Source organism: Lysinibacillus sp. A4 (assembly GCF_024919535.1).
Taxonomy (GTDB): domain Bacteria; phylum Bacillota; class Bacilli; order Bacillales_A; family Planococcaceae; genus Lysinibacillus; species Lysinibacillus capsici.
In genome coordinates this window covers 567,787-585,129 of the sequence record NZ_JANWTB010000003.1, presented here as the reverse complement: position 1 = coordinate 585,129, position 17,343 = coordinate 567,787, and the positions used below count along the sequence as shown (strand labels likewise).

The following is a 17,343-nucleotide window of genomic DNA, read 5'->3' as shown; positions in this document are numbered from 1 at the left end:
ATTATGCATCATTTACATGATATTGCACTAAATGTTTTAAAAGGCAATCTAAATGTTCATTCTTCAGAGTCACTATTAATTTTGACGGATAGCCACAAACAAGACATCGCGAAAATTTTTTATGAAGCTGGACTGTCAATTACTGCAAATACAATGTTCATGGTGATGCCCCTGTTAGAGAAATCCGGGCAGGAGCCAATCCATGCAGTTTCTGAGCTTATGGCTAATGCCGATGTTGCACTGTGTATTACCTCCCACTCCCTAACACATACACTGGCTCGTAAACATGCCTGTGAAAAGGGTGGACGTGTAGCAACAATGCCAGGGGTAACATTGGAGATGCTGGAGCAAGGTGCCCTTCATGCAGATGCACAGGAGATCGAAGCTACGGTAGAAAAATATGCCCTTTTACTTGATACGGCTAAAGATATTCGTATTGTCAAGGATGGCCATGAGCTGATGTTTAGTGTAGAAGGCCGTTTCGGAATACGTTCCACAGGGGTTATTCGTCAACCTGGTGAGTATGGAAATATTCCTTCAGGAGAATCATATATTGCACCAATAGAAACATCTGCGAATGGAGAGATTTTAGTAGATGGCTCTATTGCTAATATTGGTGTTTTAAAGGAGCCATTATTATTAAAAATAAAGAATGGTCGCTTAGAAGAAGCAGTCGGTCCTGATGGTCCACGACTACTGGCATTACTTGGTGAAGGCAATGGTAGAGTCATTGCAGAGTTTGGCATCGGAGCCAATAAAAGTGCCATCCTATGCGGCAATGTATTAGAGGATGAGAAGGTGTATGGGACCATCCATATCGCATTTGGCAGTAATGCGCCATTCGGTGGAGCCAATGCATCAGATGTTCATATTGATTGTGTTGTGAAAAGTCCTATCGTCTATTTTGATGGTCAGCAAGTAATCTAAAGAAAAGCGTGTCTTCCTATGAAGCACGCTTTTTTCATGCTTTACAAGACTGTAGCTTAGGGTTGCTTGTCATTGTAGGTTTACAATATAGTTAATATAGATGAATAGGAATGATGTTTAAATTCTGTCCATAAAATAGAAGTATGATGAAGCAAGTAACTTTTGTTTTGCAACAAGAAAGAACGTGAGGTTGAAGAGATGTTAACATTTACAGATTTACATGGCCTACAAGTAGATTTGAGTTTTACAAGAGGCGAATTTAAAGTAGAACCTAAACACGTCCTCGTCCTATTAAAGCATGAAAATAAATGGTTATGTACTGTCCATAAACGACGTGGTGTAGAAGTGCCAGGAGGGAAATTAGAAGAAGGCGAAACCTTAGAGGAGGCGGCGATTCGAGAAGTTTTTGAAGAGACGGGTGTTCATGTGAAGAACCTTCAATGGTTTGCAGAGTATGCAGTGTATGATGAAATCGTTTTTTGTAAATCCGTTTTCACTGCACAATTTTTAGCGCAAGAGGATATAGAATTTGATTTAGAAACGTCAGGCATGCTTTGGTTAACCGATGAAGAATTTGCTCAGCATCCTAACTTGAGTTTTCACATGAAGGATGAGGGGATGAAGAAAATGCTGGAGGAGCTGAAACATCGTGACACACAATGGTGATATTATCGAAAAACGCCCCTATCCTTCACCAAATCCAGCTATACGTTTAACGGAAATAACCTATCTTTCAATGGGCTTACGTATAAAAGGACTATTAGCAGAGCCAAAGACAGAAGGTACATATGATGGCTTTTTATATTTAAGGGGCGGCATGCAAAGCATTGGGATGGTAAGACCCTCTCGTATTGCACAATTTGCGGCGCAGGGCTTTATCGTATTTGCCCCATATTATCGTGGGAATCGTGGGGGAGAGGGTCGTGACGAGTTTGCAGGGGCAGACCGTTACGATGCGGTCTATGCCGTAGATGTACTCAAACAATTCTGCAATGACAATATTCATGTTTTTGGTTTTTCACGAGGTGGTATTATGGCTCTGTGGACAGCTATTTTAAGGAGGGATATTACTTCTGTTGTAACATGGGCAGGTGTTTCTGATGCAACAGCCACTTATTGGGAACGTACAGATATGCGCAGGATGATGAAGCGCGTTATCGGAGGAACACCTAATCGTGTACCAGAAGCGTATGATGCAAGGACACCTCTTTTTGAGATAGAGCGTATAACAGCTCCCGTTCTTATCATTCATGGCTATCGTGATGAAAATGTGGATATTGAACATGCCAGACAATTGGCATTTTTTTTAGAGGAAGCAAATAAATCATTCGAAACTTGGTATGATCTTACCTATGCACATCAATATCCACCAGCAAAAAATCGTGAAACTGTTCGTGCTCTTTGCAAGTGGATGAAACAGCAATAAAGCATAGAGAAAACAAAAAGACAAAGGGAACGAATTAATTGTTCCCTTTGTCTTTTAAATAGATGTTATTTTAATGGACCACCAAGTGTAGTGATGGCTTCAGAAACGTTTGAGAATTTCTTGAAGTTTTCGTTGAATAAGCCTGCAAGCTCAGCAGCTTTTGCATCGTATGCAGCTTTATCTGCCCAAGCTTCACGAGGATTTAACACTTCTGAAGGTACGCCTTCAACTGCTGTTGGAATGTGTAAACCAAACACAGCATCTTGTGTTGTTTCAACATCTGCTAATTTACCATCGATTGCTGCACGGACCATTATACGTGTATAAGAAAGTTTCATACGGCTACCTGTGCCATATTCGCCACCAGTCCAACCAGTGTTTACTAAGTATACCTGTGCCCCATGCTCGTCAATTTTTTGTCCTAACATTTCTGCGTATACTGTTGCAGGAAGTGGAAGGAATGGAGACCCGAAGCAAGTAGAGAATACTGGTTCTGGCTCAGTCACACCACGTTCAGTTCCAGCAAGTTTAGAAGTGAACCCGCTTAGGAAGTGATACATTGCTTGTTCTTTAGTTAATTTACTGATTGGAGGTAATACACCAAATGCATCAGCTGTTAGGAAGATGATTGTTTTTGGATGACCTGCAACAGAAGGATCAACGATATTTTCGATGTATTGGATTGGATAAGCTACACGAGTATTTTCTGTTAGTGATCCGTCATCATAGTCACAAATACGCGTTTCTGGATCAACAGCTACGTTTTCTAATACAGAGCCGAAGCGAATCGCATTGTAGATTTCTGGTTCTTTTTCAGCAGAAAGGTTGATTGTTTTTGCATAGCAGCCACCCTCAATGTTGAATACACCATTATCAGACCAACCGTGTTCATCGTCACCGATTAGCTTACGATCAGGATCAGCTGATAACGTCGTTTTACCAGTACCAGATAGACCGAAGAATAACGCTACATCGCCAGCTTCACCAACGTTTGCTGAGCAGTGCATTGAAAGAATACCTTGTTGTGGTAATAAGTAGTTCATGATACCAAAGATAGATTTTTTCATTTCACCAGCATATTCTGTACCACCAATTAAAATAATTTTCTTTTCAAGTGATACGATGATGAATGTTTCAGAAGCAGTACCATCAACCGCAGGATCTGCTTTAAAGTTAGGAGCTGAGATGACAGTGAAGTCAGCAACATGAGAAGCTAATTCATCTGCTGTTGGACGGATAAATAATTGATGAGCAAAAAGATTGTGCCATGCGTATTCATTAATAACTTGAATGCTTAATTGTGAATCTTTGTCAGCACCTGCAAAGCCTTTGAATACGAATAACTCGTCACGTTCTTTTAAATATTTTATTACTTTTACATATAGGTTATCGAACACTTCAGAAGAAATCGGTTGGTTGACTTTACCCCAGTCAATTTGATCTTTTGTGCTTTCTTCTTCTACCGTATATTTATCTTTAGGTGAACGACCAGTGTATTTGCCAGTTTCTGCACGAACTGCGCCATCTACTGTTAACATTGCTTCACCACGAGATGTAGCTTTTTCTGCTAATTGTGGTACTGAAAGTTGAACATTAATGTTACCGCCGTTTAATAATTCCTTCAGTTCGTTTGCAATTTCTACTGAATTCATCGATTAAATACCATCCTTTTTTATAGTATTCCCTTGATTTAGAGGGATTTTTTCTTAATTTCAAAAATAGTATAACACAATTGCTTAAATAATCTATACTAATTAAGAAATTATTTTAGAGTTTTTACCACTTTTCAATAAACTGACAAAAAATAATGTTTTTCGAGTAGAATACCATCAATCCTACTGTAATTAGGCACGAAAATTGAGCCACACATATGTTACCACAAGTAGCTAGGTATGTTGTAGGGATTAATTTGCTTCTATTTACATCATCATCCAAGTATGAAAAGTTTTTGTGTAATAAGTTCTTTCCTTTCTATACAGTAATACATAAGAAAATATTTGACAACGTTCGACCTTTTCAGTAACATGAGATTGAACGGATACTCTTATCCCGAGCTGGTGGAGGGTCAGGCCCTGTGAAACCCGGCAACCTGCATGAACTATTTCACGACATGCGTTGGTGCCAACCTGATGCAAGGGAACATCCCTTGAACGATAAGAGTGAAAGGTTACGCAGTCATTATTCCTTTCCTCATGTAAAGTAACGTGAGAAAAGGATTTTTTTATTGTTAAAAATCAATGTAAAGGTAAGTATATGTAGTTCTTTCCTTATTATAATGACGGATCTTTCGAAATCCTCGTGTTAAAAGCAGCAGTAACGGCTTGAGAGTTCAATCCTTAGGAGCGGACTTGACATGGGTAATGAGTACCGTATTCATACACAACTACTTATTGTAAGAGTATTTAGGAGGAAAACCAAATGACAAACCGTCGACTGTTTACATCAGAGAGTGTAACAGAAGGACATCCAGATAAGATTTGTGACCAAATCTCGGATGCCATTTTAGATGCTATTTTAGCAGAAGATCCAAATGCACGTGTAGCGTGTGAAACAACTGTAACAACAGGATTAGTATTAGTAGCAGGAGAAATTACTACTTCTACTTATGTGGATATTAAAGGTATTGTTCGTGACACTGTAGCTGAAATTGGCTATACACGAGGTAAATATGGCTTTGATGCAGAGAACTTAGCGGTGCTTGTGGCAATTGGCGAACAATCACCTGATATTGCCCAAGGTGTTGATCAGGCATTAGAGGCACGTGAAGGCTCTATGACAGATGCTGACATAGAAGCAATTGGTGCTGGTGACCAAGGCTTAATGTTTGGCTATGCATGTAATGAAACACCAGAGCTAATGCCATTACCAATTAGCTTGGCACACAAATTAGCACGCCGTTTAACAGAAGTACGTAAATCAGGGGAACTTGCCTATTTGCGTCCTGATGGTAAAACGCAAGTAACGATTGAATATGATGACAATAATGTACCGGTTCGCGTGGATACAATTGTTATTTCAACACAGCATGATGAAGAAGCAACACTTGAACAAATTCAAGCAGATTTAAAAGAATTTGTTATTGCACCAGTTGTACCGAGTGAATTATTAGATGCTAATACGAAATACTTCATCAATCCAACTGGCCGTTTTGTAATTGGTGGGCCAAAAGGTGATGCTGGATTAACAGGGCGTAAAATCATTGTTGATACATACGGTGGTTATGCACGTCACGGTGGTGGTGCCTTCTCAGGTAAGGATGCAACCAAGGTAGACCGTTCGGCGGCATATGCAGCACGTTATGTAGCGAAAAACATCGTAGCAGCTGGCTTAGCAGAGCGTGCTGAAGTGCAACTTGCCTATGCGATTGGCGTTGCTCAGCCTGTTTCCATTGCTGTCGATACATTTGGCACAGGTAGAGTGAAAGAAAGCGAAATCGTTGAATGGGTACGCGAGCTATTCGATCTACGCCCAGCAGGTATCATTAAAATGCTTGATCTTCGTCGTCCAATTTATAAACAAACTGCTGCGTATGGACATTTTGGTCGTACAGATTTAAATGTACCATGGGAGCAAATTGATAAAGCAGACGCGCTACGAGAAAAAGCACGTTTATAAACTATTGAACTAAAGTAATGAAGTCATTAGAAAATTATTCTGATGTATTAATAAGCAAAGGGGCAACATTGCTCCTTTTGTTTTTTTTACAAAAATACCTCGCTAGGATTCGTGAACATATTCGGTACACGAAAACGCGAGGGATTTTTTCGTTAGTATTGATTTTTTGTGTAGGTTATTTATTTCTGAAGTGATTTATAATATTGACCTTTTTCTGCGTATTCTCGTACGATGCGTTCCATATCCTCTTTATCTTCAGCATTTAATTCTCGGACAACTTTTGCTGGACGACCTAATGCTAAACTATTTGGAGGAATGACTTTACCAGGAGGTACTAGGCTTCCAGCTCCAATAAATGCACCTTCTCCAATCTCAGCTCCGTCTAAAATAATGGATCCCATACCAATTAAGGCATTTTTGCGAATTGTACAACTATGTAAAGTGACTTGGTGTCCAACTGTTACCTCATCTTCAATAATGAGCGGATATTTTGGGCTTTGGTGTAAACAGCAAAGATCCTGGATACTGACACGTTTACCAATAATCGTTGGGGAAACATCACCACGAATAACCGTATTAAACCAAATGGTTGTTTCGGCGCCAATTGTTACGTCGCCCGTAACAGTTGCGTAATCAGCAATGAAAACAGACGGATCGATCTTTGGCGTTTTATCTTTAAATGGATAAATCATGAAAATCGCCTCTTTTCTTTCTATAATGTAGTATTATCGTATCAAATACGCAACTTTATGGAAATATAAAATTAAAATGTGCTATTTATTTCGATATAATCAAAGTGTAATTATTTTTTAGGAGGACTATGTAATGTGGAAATGGGAAGCTGATGGACAAGCAAAAGCTGTGATTGCTATTCTTCATGGTGCTTATGAAAATCACCGTTGGTATGCATGGCTGATAGAGAAATTAAGATTAGAAGGCTTCCACATAGTCATGGGAGATTTACCGAATCATGGGGGTAATGCAAGGTTTGCTCGAGTCCATGATGAAGACTTCAAATTGTACAATAAGTATACAAGAAACCTGATTGAAAATGCTTTTTCATATAATTTACCAACCTTTGTAATAGGGCATGGACTAGGTGCAACATTAATCCTCCATACACTGCAAAAGAGACAATATGAATGTGCAGGCATTATTTTAACATCACCTTGGTTGCAACTAAAGCTATTACCAGGTAAATTAACAAATGCTTTAACAAGTCTAAGTGCGTTAACGGCCAATGTTAAATTGACACATGATATTACATTAGAGAAATTAACGCGTAGTGTTGAAGGCAGAGAAGAAATGAAAGATGATGTACCGCTCATGTCTGTTGTTTCTGTGAAATGGTATCGAGAACTTCAGCAGATGATGAAAAATTTAGTGATGCTGCCTAAAGGTGAAATGCCTAATATGCCAATGCTAATTATGACAGCTGAGAAGGATAAAATTACGGACACTCGCCAAACTCGAAATTGGCTTCATCAACAGGAATTCACGGAATTTCAGTTTAAAGAATGGGCAAATTGTTATCATAATTTATTTCATGAGGGAGAGCGCGAAGAGATTTTTATGTATATACGAGATTTTATTAATAATGCTCTTCGAAGAATTGGTTATATAATTAAATAGGTTTATACCCTTCCATTTACTAGGTTACTTACTTAAATATTGTTACTTAAAAATAATATTGTAATTTTCAGAAAAGTGTAATACTATAATGACTTAAAGTAAGGTAATTCAAATTGGAGGGGTAAAATGGATGTAATTGTAGAGAAGTTGAATGGTATTTTATGGGGACCATGGTTTATTTATGGCATCTTATTAATTGGGTTATTTTTCTCAATTATTACAAGGTTCCTACAAGTAAGGCACATTAAAGATATGTTTGTTTTAATGTTTAAAGGGGAGAAGTCAGAAAAGGGAATATCTTCATTCCAAGCAATGTCTATCGCATTATCAGGACGTGTAGGTACAGGTAATATTGCTGGTACTGCGACAGCGATTGGAATGGGAGGACCTGGTGCTGTCTTTTGGATGTGGGCAATCGCTTTCATAGGTGCGGCTACCGCGTATGTAGAGTCAACATTAGCTCAAATCTATAAAGAAGAGAAAGATACAGAATATCGTGGTGGACCGGCCTTTTACATAGAAAAAGGAATGGGCCAAAAATGGTTTGCAGTTATTTTTGCTGTGGCGGCTTTAATAGCAATGTTAATTTTGATGCCTGGTGTGCAGTCGAATGCCATCGCAGGTGCTGTTGAAAACGCTTTCGGTTTGGATACATGGATCACAGGACTTATAATTGTTGTGTTACTAGGTGCTATTATCATTGGTGGTATTAAATCAATTGCAAACGCTGCCCAGATTATTGTACCGTTTATGGCATTAGCCTATATCATTATGGCCATTATCATTATTTTTATGAATATTTCACAAGTACCAACGGTTATCGGATTAATTTTTTCTAGTGCATTTGGTGCTCAAGAAATTTTTGGCGGGGTTATTGGTTCAGCGATTGCTTGGGGTGTTAAACGTGGAATTTACTCCAATGAAGCTGGTCAAGGAACTGGGGCCCACCCTGCGGCAGCTGCGGAAGTATCACATCCTGCTAAGCAAGGAATTGTTCAAGCAGCATCTGTGTATATTGATACATTATTAATTTGTTCTGCTACCGCATTTATGATTTTATTTACGGGGATGTACAATGTACAAGATGAAAAGGCAGCTGAGGGAGCAGATCCATTTATTCATGTTGGAGAATTCAATAGTGGTGGATTAGCTGGTGATGAGCAAATGACTTTTGCGAAAAGTATTGAAGCGGGTGCAGCCTATACACAATATGCAGTTGACTCATCATTACCTGGCTTTGGTGCTCCATTTGTAGCCATTGCGTTATTCTTCTTTGCCTTTACAACAATCATGGCTTACTACTATATTGCAGAGACAAATGTCGCTTATTTATTTAGAGGTAGCACAGAAAAGATATTCATTTGGATTGCGAAAATTGCCATTTTAGTTGCAGCCTTTTATGGTACAATCCGTACGTCTGGTCTAGCATGGGCAATGGGAGATGTAGGTCTTGGTTTGATGGTTTGGATTAACGTTATAGCTATTTTAATTATCATGAAACCAGCTATTATCGCATTAAAAGATTACGAGAAACAGAAAAAAGAAGGAAAAGACCCAGTCTTTGATCCTCGTAAACTAGGAATTAAAGGTGCAGATTTCTGGGTTGACTATAATGAAAAACGCAATAACAAGTAGATAAAGAGCAAGGCGATCAGCTAGTTTGATAGAAACTAGCTGATCGCCTTTTAGCATGTCATTATTGAATAGGATATTCTTTCATTTTCTCTAATGCAATGACGAAGGGTGGATCATTTTGTTGATTCAGAAATGCATACTTTAAGACATGAACATATTTTTGTGGCAGTTGGCTTACATAATCAATGACCTTATCACGCTCTTCTTTTCCACCTGGATGACCATGATAAATAACAAGAACAATCAAACCGCCCACTTTTAAGAGCTTTAATATATTCTCAATGGCTTGGATTGTTGTATTAGGTCTTGTAATAATATCATGGTTGCTACCAGGTAAATAGCCGAGATTGAAGATTGCCGCAGTTACTGGCTTGTGAACAAACTGTGTAACTTCTTCATGCCCTTTATTTAAAACGAGTGCTCGATGTTCTAAACCATGATCTAAAAGTCGGAGGAGTGTCGCGTCAACCGCCTCTTTTTGGACATCAAAGGCATAAACTTGCCCTTCATCCCCAACAAGCTGTGCCAGAAACAATGTGTCATGGCCGTTTCCAGCAGTTGCATCCACAACTGTATCTCCCTCTTTTATATTATCTTTTAATAACTGCTGGGCATATTGTAAAACGCGTTGTAGTATCATTTCATAACCTCTGCCTTATACAACTTCCCTTGCCAACTACCTCGACGTTCAAGCTCAGCATCAATGCCATTCAGTACTTCCCATTTATTAACACTCCACATGGGTCCAATCATTAAATCAATCGGTCCATCACCTGTAATACGATGAATGACCATCTCTGGTGGTAAAATTTCTAATTGGTCTGCTACTAGTTTTGTATACACATCTTGATCTAAAAATTCTAACATACCTTTTTCATATTGCTTCACCATAGGCGTTCCTTTTAATAGATGAAGTAAGTGGATTTTAATGCCTTGGACATCTAATTGTGCAACTGCTCGTGCCGTTTCCATCATCATGTCATAGTCTTCGAGAGGCAATCCGTTAATGATATGTGAGCAAACACGAATGCCATGCTTACGCAATTTTTCAACGCCTTCCACATACGTTGCATAATCATGGGCACGATTAATAAGATTAGCCGTTTTCTCATGCACCGTTTGTAGACCGAGCTCAATCCATAAATACGTCCGCTCATTTAGCTCTGCTAAATATTCGACAACATCATCAGGTAAACAGTCAGGACGAGTAGCAATAGAAAGACCTACTACACCTTCTTGCGCTAAAGCTGCTTCAAATTTTTCTTTTAAAACTGGCAAAGGGGCATGTGTATTTGTGTAGGCTTGGAAATAGGCCATGTATTTGCCATCCTTCCATTTCTGGTGCATTTTGTCTCGGATTTCAGCAAATTGAACATCAATTGGATCTACCTTATTACCAGCAAAATCACCAGAACCTGCAGCACTGCAAAATGTACAGCCACCGAAAGCAACTGTGCCGTCGCGGTTAGGGCAATCAAATCCTGCATCTAATGCCACTTTAAAAACTTTATGACCAAATTGGTCACGTAAATAGCGATTCCATGTATAGTATCTTTTCCCCTCTGAAGGAAAAGGAAAATTCGTCTCTGTCATTTATTTCACTCCTCTAACGCTCTATTCTATCATGTGCATTTCGTTCCGTCATGGGGTAAGGGTAATATCATGATTTGGATAAAGAAAAATGGAAAGGAACAAAACTAAATACGATTGAAAATAGGATAGAAGTCTTGTAAAAAAGGTAAAATTATTTTCCTTGTACTTTTAAGTATTTCAGCATACACTAACTATTTAGAGAAGCGAAATAATGGAGGTCATCCTATGCCAAAACGTGTTTGGTTTTTAATTATCGGAATGCTTGTGAACACAACAGGCAACTCTTTTTTATGGCCTTTGAATGCCATTTATATGCATGATTATTTAGGCAAATCTTTAGCTATGGCTGGTTTTGTCTTAATGCTGAATTCTGCTGCTGGAGTATTAGGTAATCTATTAGGTGGTTACTTATTTGATAGAATTGGTGGCTATAAAGCTATTATGCTTGGTATCCTGTTAACGATTGCTTCATTAATTGGCTTAACAATTTGGCACGGTTGGCCACATTATGTGTGGTTTTTAACGATACTAGGCTTTAGTGGGGGTATTGTTTTCCCAGGTATGTTTGCCTTAGCTGGGGCTGCCTGGCCAGAAGGTGGACGTAAGGCTTTTAATACTATCTATTTAGCACAAAATGTCGGTGTTGCCGTAGGTCCTGCCCTTGCCGGTATAGTGGCAGATTATCAATTTGACTATGTGTTTAAAGTGAATTTAGGTATGTATATTTTATTCTTTTTCATTGCCTTATTTACATTTAAGCGTTTGGAGGCGGGCAGTATTGCACCTAAAAATGTCTTGAGCGAAAGTAAGCGAATCGTAAACAAGGCACCTTTCTATGCTTTGTTAATAATTAGTGCATCCTCCGTTTTATGCTGGCTAGCATATTCTCAATGGAGTGCAACCATTTCATCTTATACACAAGATTTAGGATTGGGATTAAAGCAATATAGCTTACTTTGGACAATCAACGGTCTTCTAATTGTCATTGGGCAACCGCTCATTGCACCGCTCGTAAAGCGGTGGGAACACAATTTAAAACGTCAGTTAGTATTTGGTGTAACGCTGATTGCACTTTCCTTTGGTATTATTGCCTTTGCAAACGATTTTAAAATGTTTGGAGCAGCGATGCTTGTCTTAACATTTGGCGAAATGTTTTATACGCCAGCGTTACCAACGATTGCTAATCAACTGGCACCAAAAGGTCGACAAGGGTTCTATCAAGGCATTATCAATAGTGCTGCCACTGGAGGACGGATGATTGGTCCACTATTTGGCGGTATTATGGTGGATCAATTTGGCATGATTCCTCTTGTTTTAACATTAGTAGTTATTGTACTATTGGCGATTATTCCATGTTTAACATACGATTATCCTTTAAAGAAGAACAAAATAGTAGCAGATTAATAATGTCGCACTGAAAAGAGCAAAAACGAGTATTAAGTACTTGTTTTTGTTCTTTTTTTATAGCAGATATTGAAAAAATGTTGTGACAGGATTACAATCATACATATTCAAATATTTGAATATGTAGTTATATGGAGGGGTTTTTTTATGGAAGAGGGCTTACAACAGTTTAAAGCGGATTTTTTCAAAGCATTAGCACATCCGTTACGCATCCGAATACTTGAACTCCTTGTAGATGGACAGAAAAGTGTCAATGAGATTCAAGATTGCTTGGAGAAAGAGGGTTCTGCTGTTTCTCAGCAATTAAGTGTATTGCGTGCTAAAAATATTGTTTATGGCGTGAAGGAAGGGAAAAAAGTTTACTATTCTTTAAGTGACCCAATGATTGGTGCATTACTTGGGGTGGCAAAGGATATTTTTAATAACCATTTGGTTAATACCATTTCTAGATTAGAGGAAATGACGAGTAATGAAGGTGACGAAGAGAATAAGTAAATCAATGATGATGACAAATTGAGCTTTGCTTATTATTTCGAAGGGAAGATTTATCTATGAAGTCACTGTTTACAGGACGCTTTGAAGGATATTCAGTTCAACATGTAAAGAAGGATTTATTGTCAGGGATTATTGTGGGAATCGTTGCTATTCCACTTGCCATGTCCTTTGCCATAGCATCGGGTGTGAAACCTGAATATGGGATTTATACAGCTTGCATTGCAGGTATTCTTATTTCTCTCTTTGGAGGTTCCAAATATCAAATAGGTGGGCCTACGGGGGCGTTTGTGCCAATTCTATTGGGGATTGTTCTTACCTATGGCTATGAAGATTTATTACTAGCGGGTTTAATGGCAGGGGTATTGCTTTGTGTCATGGGCTTTTTTAAGTTAGGGACTTTAATTAAGTTTATTCCACGTCCTGTAACAGTTGGTTTTACAGCAGGGATAGCAGTGATTATTTTTACAGGTCAAATCGCTAACTTTCTAGGGCTCACAAATGTTAAAAGGCATGAATATTTTATCGCCAACATACAGGAAATTATTAAGCAGCTTGATACGACAAATACGTATAGTATTCTTACTGCCGCGGTATGCTTGGTGACAATCGTGATAACACCAAAGTTTTTTCCAAAGGTTCCTGGAGCATTAGCGGGTATCGTTGTCTCTACACTTATAGCAACCTTCTTCTTTTCAGGACAAGTTGCTACCATTGCAACGGCCTATGGGCAAATTCCTAATACATTACCTCATTTCGCCTTACCGAACATCACGCTCGAACGATTACAACAACTTATTGGTCCAGCGTTTGTCATTGCAATGCTAGGTGGTATTGAGTCTCTATTATCGGCAGTTGTGGCGGATGGGATGACAAATAGTAAGCATAACAGTAATCGTGAGTTAATTGGTCAGGGAATTGCTAATATTGTGACGCCTTTATTCGGTGGTATTCCAGCAACAGGTGCTATTGCACGCACAGCGACCAATATCAAAACAGGAGCAGTATCCCCTATGTCGGGTATCATTCATGGTGTGTTTGTTTTAATCACATTATTGTTATTAGCTCCATATGCATCTCATATTCCGTTAGCAAGCATGGCTCCGGTACTGATGGTCGTAGCTTGGAATATGAGTGAACGACATCATTTCTCACATATCGCAAAATTAAAATCAGGCGACTCACTGGTATTATTGATTACCTTTTTATTAACGGTATTCACTAGTCTTACGTTAGCAGTTGAGGTTGGGCTTGTGCTGGCTGTGCTATTATTTGCGAAACGCATGAGTGAAAAGCTTGTTGTTACAAAAGTACTTCCAGATCATTCAAATAAAAGTGAAAAGGTACAGCCACATGTAGTGCATCAGCAGCATGATTGCCCGCAAATTAGTATGTACACCATTGAAGGGCCGTTGTTTTTTGGTGCTGCACAAATGTTTGAGCAAACGATTGAAAGTACTCTGCATCAGCAACCAAGAGTTTTGATATTACGGATGGGGAAAGTGCCCTTTATGGATTCTACTGGAGAAGCATATTTTAGTAATATCATAGAAAATTATAAAGCACAGGGCGGTACTATTTTGGTAACGGGTGTGCAAGGTGATTTAAAGGGTGCTCTTCAGCACAATGGTCTTTACGATAAAATAGGCGCGCAACATTTTTTTCAGCATACAGGAGAAGCGATTACAAAAGCTTTCCATTATTTGAACGCCAATCAATGCATTGGTTGTCAGCATTTTGCTTTTCATGAATGTAAGGATTTATCAAAGTCTAAGGAAGAAAAGGATTTAATTGTTCAGTAATGGGTAAGCTGTAAACAAAGGCTTGTGCTTTTCAATACTTTCCATTAGAATAAATGCAATATCATGTAAAGACTGTGATGAGGAATAGTAAATTTGTGGTTCTTTTTAGAGAGCTAGCGGTTGGTGGAAGCTAGTAAGAATGCAAGTTGAACTCGCCTTCTGAGTCTGCCCGCGTGAAACAGCGTGTGTCGTTTCTTCCGCGTTAAGGAAGCTTGAGCCGAGTGTAATCACTAATTTGGGTGGTACCGCGGGAGTACAAATTCTCTCGTCCCTTCTATAAGATAGGGGCGAGTTTTTTTATTTTTTAAATATTTTGTCAATTATAATGGAGAGCAGCACGATCAATCGAAGGAGGAAAAAAAATGAGTTTTAATCATGAACAAATTGAAAAAAAGTGGCAGCAATACTGGGCTGATAACAAAACATTTAAAACTGAAAATGAAACAGCAAAGCCTAAATTTTATGCATTAGATATGTTCCCATATCCATCAGGCGCAGGACTTCATGTAGGCCATCCAGAGGGCTATACGGCAACTGATATTCTATCGCGCTTTAAACGTATGCAAGGCTATAATGTACTTCATCCAATGGGCTGGGATGCTTTTGGTTTACCAGCAGAACAATATGCACTTGATACAGGGAATGATCCAGCTGAATTTACAGCTAAAAATATTGCAACATTTAAACGTCAAATTCAAGAGCTAGGCTTCAGCTATGATTGGGATCGCGAAATTAACACAACTGATCCAGAATATTATAAATGGACACAATGGATTTTTATCCAGCTTTATAAGAAAGGTTTAGCCTATGTGGATGAAGTAGCTGTTAACTGGTGTCCAGCACTTGGCACGGTATTAGCTAACGAAGAAGTAATTGATGGGAAATCAGAGCGTGGTGGTCATCCAGTAGAACGCAGACCAATGAAGCAATGGATGCTTAAAATTACAGCCTATGCTGATCGTTTAATCGATGACCTAGAAGAAGTTGATTGGCCTGAATCTATTAAAGATATGCAACGCAATTGGATTGGCCGTTCAGAAGGGGCAGAAGTGACATTTGCCATTGACGGTTCAGATCAAAACTTCACAGTTTTCACAACGCGCCCTGATACATTATTTGGTGCTACATACTGTGTGCTTGCGCCAGAGCATAAATTAGTGGAACAAATAACAACAGCTGACCAACGCCAAGCTGTTGAGACTTATTTAGAGAAAGTTAAAATGAAATCTGACCTAGAGCGTACAGATTTAGCGAAAGAAAAAACAGGCGTATTTACAGGCGCTTATGCAGTGAATCCGATTAACGGTAAAAAAGTGCCAATTTGGATTGCTGACTATGTGTTAGTGTCTTATGGTACAGGTGCTATTATGGCGGTGCCAGCACATGATGAGCGTGACTATGAATTCGCGACTGAATTTGGCCTAGACATCGTTCCTGTACTTGAAGGTGGAGACATCAGTAAAGAAGCATTTACAGGTGATGGTCAACATATTAACTCTGAATTCCTGAATGGCTTAAATAAAGCAGATGGCATTGCGAAAGCCATTGAATGGTTAGCGGAAAAGGGTGTGGGAGAGAAGAAAATTTCTTACCGTCTACGTGACTGGTTATTCTCCCGTCAGCGTTATTGGGGTGAACCAATTCCAATGATTCATTGGGAAGATGGCACGATAACGCCAGTTCCAGAATCAGAATTACCTCTAATGCTACCAAAAACAGATAATATCCGTCCATCAGGTACTGGTGAATCACCATTAGCAAATATTGAAGAATGGGTAAATGTTGTCGATCCAGAAACAGGTAAAAAAGGGCGTCGTGAAACAAATACAATGCCGCAGTGGGCAGGTTCGAGCTGGTACTTCCTACGCTATATCGACCCTACAAATACAGAGGCGATTGCAGACCCAGAGTTACTAAAACGTTGGTTACCTGTTGATATTTATATTGGTGGTGCGGAGCATGCTGTATTACATTTACTATACGCTCGCTTCTGGCATAAAGTTCTCTATGATTTAGGCGTTGTCCATACAAAAGAACCATTCCAAAAGTTATTTAACCAGGGAATGATTCTAGGTGAAGGTAATGAGAAAATGTCTAAATCTAAGGGCAATGTTGTCAATCCAGATGAAATCATTACGTCACATGGTGCCGATACATTACGTTTATATGAAATGTTCATGGGCCCACTAGAGGCTTCTGTTGCATGGTCTACAAATGGTTTAGATGGAGCACGTCGCTTCTTAGACCGTATCTGGCGTCTATTTGTCAGTGAAGAAGACGGCGCAATTTCAGCAAAAATTCAAGTGTCTAACGATCAATCACTTGAAAAATCATACCACCAAACAGTGAAAAAAGTGACAGAGGATTATGAAGGCATCCGCTTTAACACAGCTATTTCACAAATGATGGTCTTTATTAATGATTGCTATAAAGCTGATGTGATACCAACGACTTATGCTGAAGGCTTTGTGAAAATGCTAGCTCCAATCGCTCCGCATATTGCAGAAGAATTATGGCAACTATTAGGACACGATTCCACTCTTTCATATGAGCAATGGCCAACATATGATGAAGCAAAGCTTGTGGATGATGAAGTAGAAATTGCTGTACAAGTTGCTGGTAAAGTACGTGCTAAGATCGTCGTAGCAAAAGATGCTTCAAAAGAGGATATTGAAAAAGTAGCACTTGCCGATGAAAAGGTTCAAGAATACATGGCAGGAAAGAGCTTAGTGAAAATCATCGTTATTCCAGGCAAACTTGTCAATATTGTCGTAAAATAAAGAGATATAAAGTAAAAATGTACATTACTAAATTCAA

At 38.9% G+C, this 17,343-nt stretch carries 14 protein-coding genes, 1 riboswitch and 1 other annotated feature; of the genes, 10 read left to right on the top strand and 4 right to left on the bottom strand.

Annotated features, from left to right (window positions below):
* Positions 1-3 precede the first annotated feature (3 nt).
* The 3 genes from NY607_RS08245 (at position 4) to NY607_RS08235 (ending at position 2,353) form a co-directional block, all read left to right on the top strand.
* A complete protein-coding gene (locus NY607_RS08245) occupies positions 4-927 on the top strand; it encodes an aminopeptidase (RefSeq protein ID WP_131521266.1) in 924 nt (307 codons plus the stop codon).
* A gap of 198 nt (positions 928-1,125) precedes the next feature.
* Positions 1,126-1,593 (top strand): NUDIX domain-containing protein, encoded by a 468-nt coding sequence (locus NY607_RS08240; protein WP_054549912.1) that lies wholly within the window; start codon positions 1,126-1,128, stop codon positions 1,591-1,593.
* Complete coding sequence (locus NY607_RS08235; RefSeq protein ID WP_131521267.1) at positions 1,577-2,353, top strand: alpha/beta hydrolase family protein; 777 nt, start codon at positions 1,577-1,579, stop codon at positions 2,351-2,353. The genes NY607_RS08240 and NY607_RS08235 overlap by 17 nt, the downstream gene beginning before the upstream one ends.
* Positions 2,354-2,418: 65 nt before the next feature.
* Here the strand turns inward: NY607_RS08235 and pckA are convergent, their stop codons facing one another.
* Positions 2,419-4,005: a phosphoenolpyruvate carboxykinase (ATP) gene (gene pckA, locus NY607_RS08230; protein WP_259419437.1), complete on the bottom strand. Its 1,587-nt coding sequence runs from the start codon at positions 4,003-4,005 to the stop codon at positions 2,419-2,421.
* 389 nt (positions 4,006-4,394) lie between these two features.
* A riboswitch (SAM riboswitch) is annotated at positions 4,395-4,513 on the top strand.
* A 258-nt stretch (positions 4,514-4,771) separates the two neighbouring features.
* On the opposite strand from pckA, the gene metK reads away from it, so the two are divergent.
* Positions 4,772-5,968, top strand: coding sequence for a methionine adenosyltransferase (gene metK / locus NY607_RS08225; RefSeq protein ID WP_004225981.1), 1,197 nt, complete (start codon positions 4,772-4,774; stop codon positions 5,966-5,968).
* Positions 5,969-6,147: 179 nt separating this feature from the next.
* Here the strand turns inward: metK and NY607_RS08220 are convergent, their stop codons facing one another.
* On the bottom strand, positions 6,148-6,660 hold the full coding sequence (locus NY607_RS08220) for a gamma carbonic anhydrase (protein WP_016994472.1): 513 nt from the start codon (positions 6,658-6,660) through the stop codon (positions 6,148-6,150).
* 133 nt (positions 6,661-6,793) lie between these two features.
* Between NY607_RS08220 and NY607_RS08215 the strand changes: the two genes are divergently transcribed.
* Both NY607_RS08215 and NY607_RS08210 read left to right on the top strand, forming a co-directional pair.
* On the top strand, positions 6,794-7,600 hold the full coding sequence (locus NY607_RS08215; protein WP_054549914.1) for an alpha/beta hydrolase: 807 nt from the start codon (positions 6,794-6,796) through the stop codon (positions 7,598-7,600).
* A 126-nt stretch (positions 7,601-7,726) separates the two neighbouring features.
* On the top strand, positions 7,727-9,235 hold the full coding sequence (locus tag NY607_RS08210; RefSeq protein WP_131521269.1) for an alanine/glycine:cation symporter family protein: 1,509 nt from the start codon (positions 7,727-7,729) through the stop codon (positions 9,233-9,235).
* Between the two features lie 61 nt (positions 9,236-9,296).
* On the opposite strand, the gene mnmM is transcribed toward NY607_RS08210, so the two are convergent.
* Positions 9,297-9,875, bottom strand: coding sequence for a tRNA 5-(aminomethyl)-2-thiouridylate-methyltransferase MnmM (gene mnmM, locus NY607_RS08205; protein ID WP_131521270.1), 579 nt, complete (start codon positions 9,873-9,875; stop codon positions 9,297-9,299).
* Positions 9,872-10,828 (bottom strand): tRNA modification radical SAM protein MnmL/YtqA, encoded by a 957-nt coding sequence (gene mnmL / locus NY607_RS08200; protein ID WP_048391094.1) that lies wholly within the window; start codon positions 10,826-10,828, stop codon positions 9,872-9,874. The genes mnmM and mnmL overlap by 4 nt, the downstream gene beginning before the upstream one ends.
* A 225-nt stretch (positions 10,829-11,053) precedes the next feature.
* Here mnmL and NY607_RS08195 point away from each other — a divergent pair, with 225 nt between their 5' ends.
* The 4 genes from NY607_RS08195 to leuS all read left to right on the top strand — a co-directional run bounded on the left by NY607_RS08195 (position 11,054) and on the right by leuS (position 17,306).
* Positions 11,054-12,232 carry an MDR family MFS transporter gene (locus NY607_RS08195; protein WP_048391096.1) on the top strand — a complete coding sequence of 393 codons (1,179 nt, stop codon included), beginning with the start codon at positions 11,054-11,056 and terminating at the stop codon, positions 12,230-12,232.
* A 147-nt stretch (positions 12,233-12,379) separates the two neighbouring features.
* Entirely contained in the window at positions 12,380-12,727 is a 348-nt protein-coding gene (locus NY607_RS08190; RefSeq protein WP_131521271.1) for an ArsR/SmtB family transcription factor, read from the top strand.
* A gap of 56 nt (positions 12,728-12,783) precedes the next feature.
* Positions 12,784-14,526, top strand: a complete 1,743-nt coding sequence (locus NY607_RS08185; protein WP_131521272.1) for a SulP family inorganic anion transporter — start codon at positions 12,784-12,786, stop codon at positions 14,524-14,526.
* Between the two features lie 65 nt (positions 14,527-14,591).
* Positions 14,592-14,802: a binding site (T-box leader), on the top strand.
* Positions 14,803-14,888: 86 nt separating this feature from the next.
* Positions 14,889-17,306 (top strand): leucine--tRNA ligase, encoded by a 2,418-nt coding sequence (gene leuS / locus NY607_RS08180; protein ID WP_131521273.1) that lies wholly within the window; start codon positions 14,889-14,891, stop codon positions 17,304-17,306.
* Positions 17,307-17,343: the final 37 nt, after the last annotated feature.

What these genes read in the sequence shown, in the direction of transcription:
- NY607_RS08195 (WP_048391096.1), top strand. Translation starts at nt 11,054, where the DNA reads ATGCCAAAACGTGTTTGGTTTTTAATTATCGGAATGCTTGTGAACACA.
- leuS (WP_131521273.1), top strand. Translation starts at nt 14,889, where the DNA reads ATGAGTTTTAATCATGAACAAATTGAAAAAAAGTGGCAGCAATACTGG.
- NY607_RS08190 (WP_131521271.1), top strand. Translation starts at nt 12,380, where the DNA reads ATGGAAGAGGGCTTACAACAGTTTAAAGCGGATTTTTTCAAAGCATTA.
- NY607_RS08245 (WP_131521266.1), top strand. Translation starts at nt 4, where the DNA reads ATGCATCATTTACATGATATTGCACTAAATGTTTTAAAAGGCAATCTA.
- NY607_RS08185 (WP_131521272.1), top strand. Translation starts at nt 12,784, where the DNA reads ATGAAGTCACTGTTTACAGGACGCTTTGAAGGATATTCAGTTCAACAT.
- NY607_RS08240 (WP_054549912.1), top strand. Translation starts at nt 1,126, where the DNA reads ATGTTAACATTTACAGATTTACATGGCCTACAAGTAGATTTGAGTTTT.
- mnmM (WP_131521270.1), bottom strand. Translation starts at nt 9,875, where the DNA reads ATGATACTACAACGCGTTTTACAATATGCCCAGCAGTTATTAAAAGAT.
- NY607_RS08210 (WP_131521269.1), top strand. Translation starts at nt 7,727, where the DNA reads ATGGATGTAATTGTAGAGAAGTTGAATGGTATTTTATGGGGACCATGG.
- NY607_RS08215 (WP_054549914.1), top strand. Translation starts at nt 6,794, where the DNA reads ATGTGGAAATGGGAAGCTGATGGACAAGCAAAAGCTGTGATTGCTATT.
- pckA (WP_259419437.1), bottom strand. Translation starts at nt 4,005, where the DNA reads ATGAATTCAGTAGAAATTGCAAACGAACTGAAGGAATTATTAAACGGC.
- NY607_RS08220 (WP_016994472.1), bottom strand. Translation starts at nt 6,660, where the DNA reads ATGATTTATCCATTTAAAGATAAAACGCCAAAGATCGATCCGTCTGTT.
- metK (WP_004225981.1), top strand. Translation starts at nt 4,772, where the DNA reads ATGACAAACCGTCGACTGTTTACATCAGAGAGTGTAACAGAAGGACAT.
- mnmL (WP_048391094.1), bottom strand. Translation starts at nt 10,828, where the DNA reads ATGACAGAGACGAATTTTCCTTTTCCTTCAGAGGGGAAAAGATACTAT.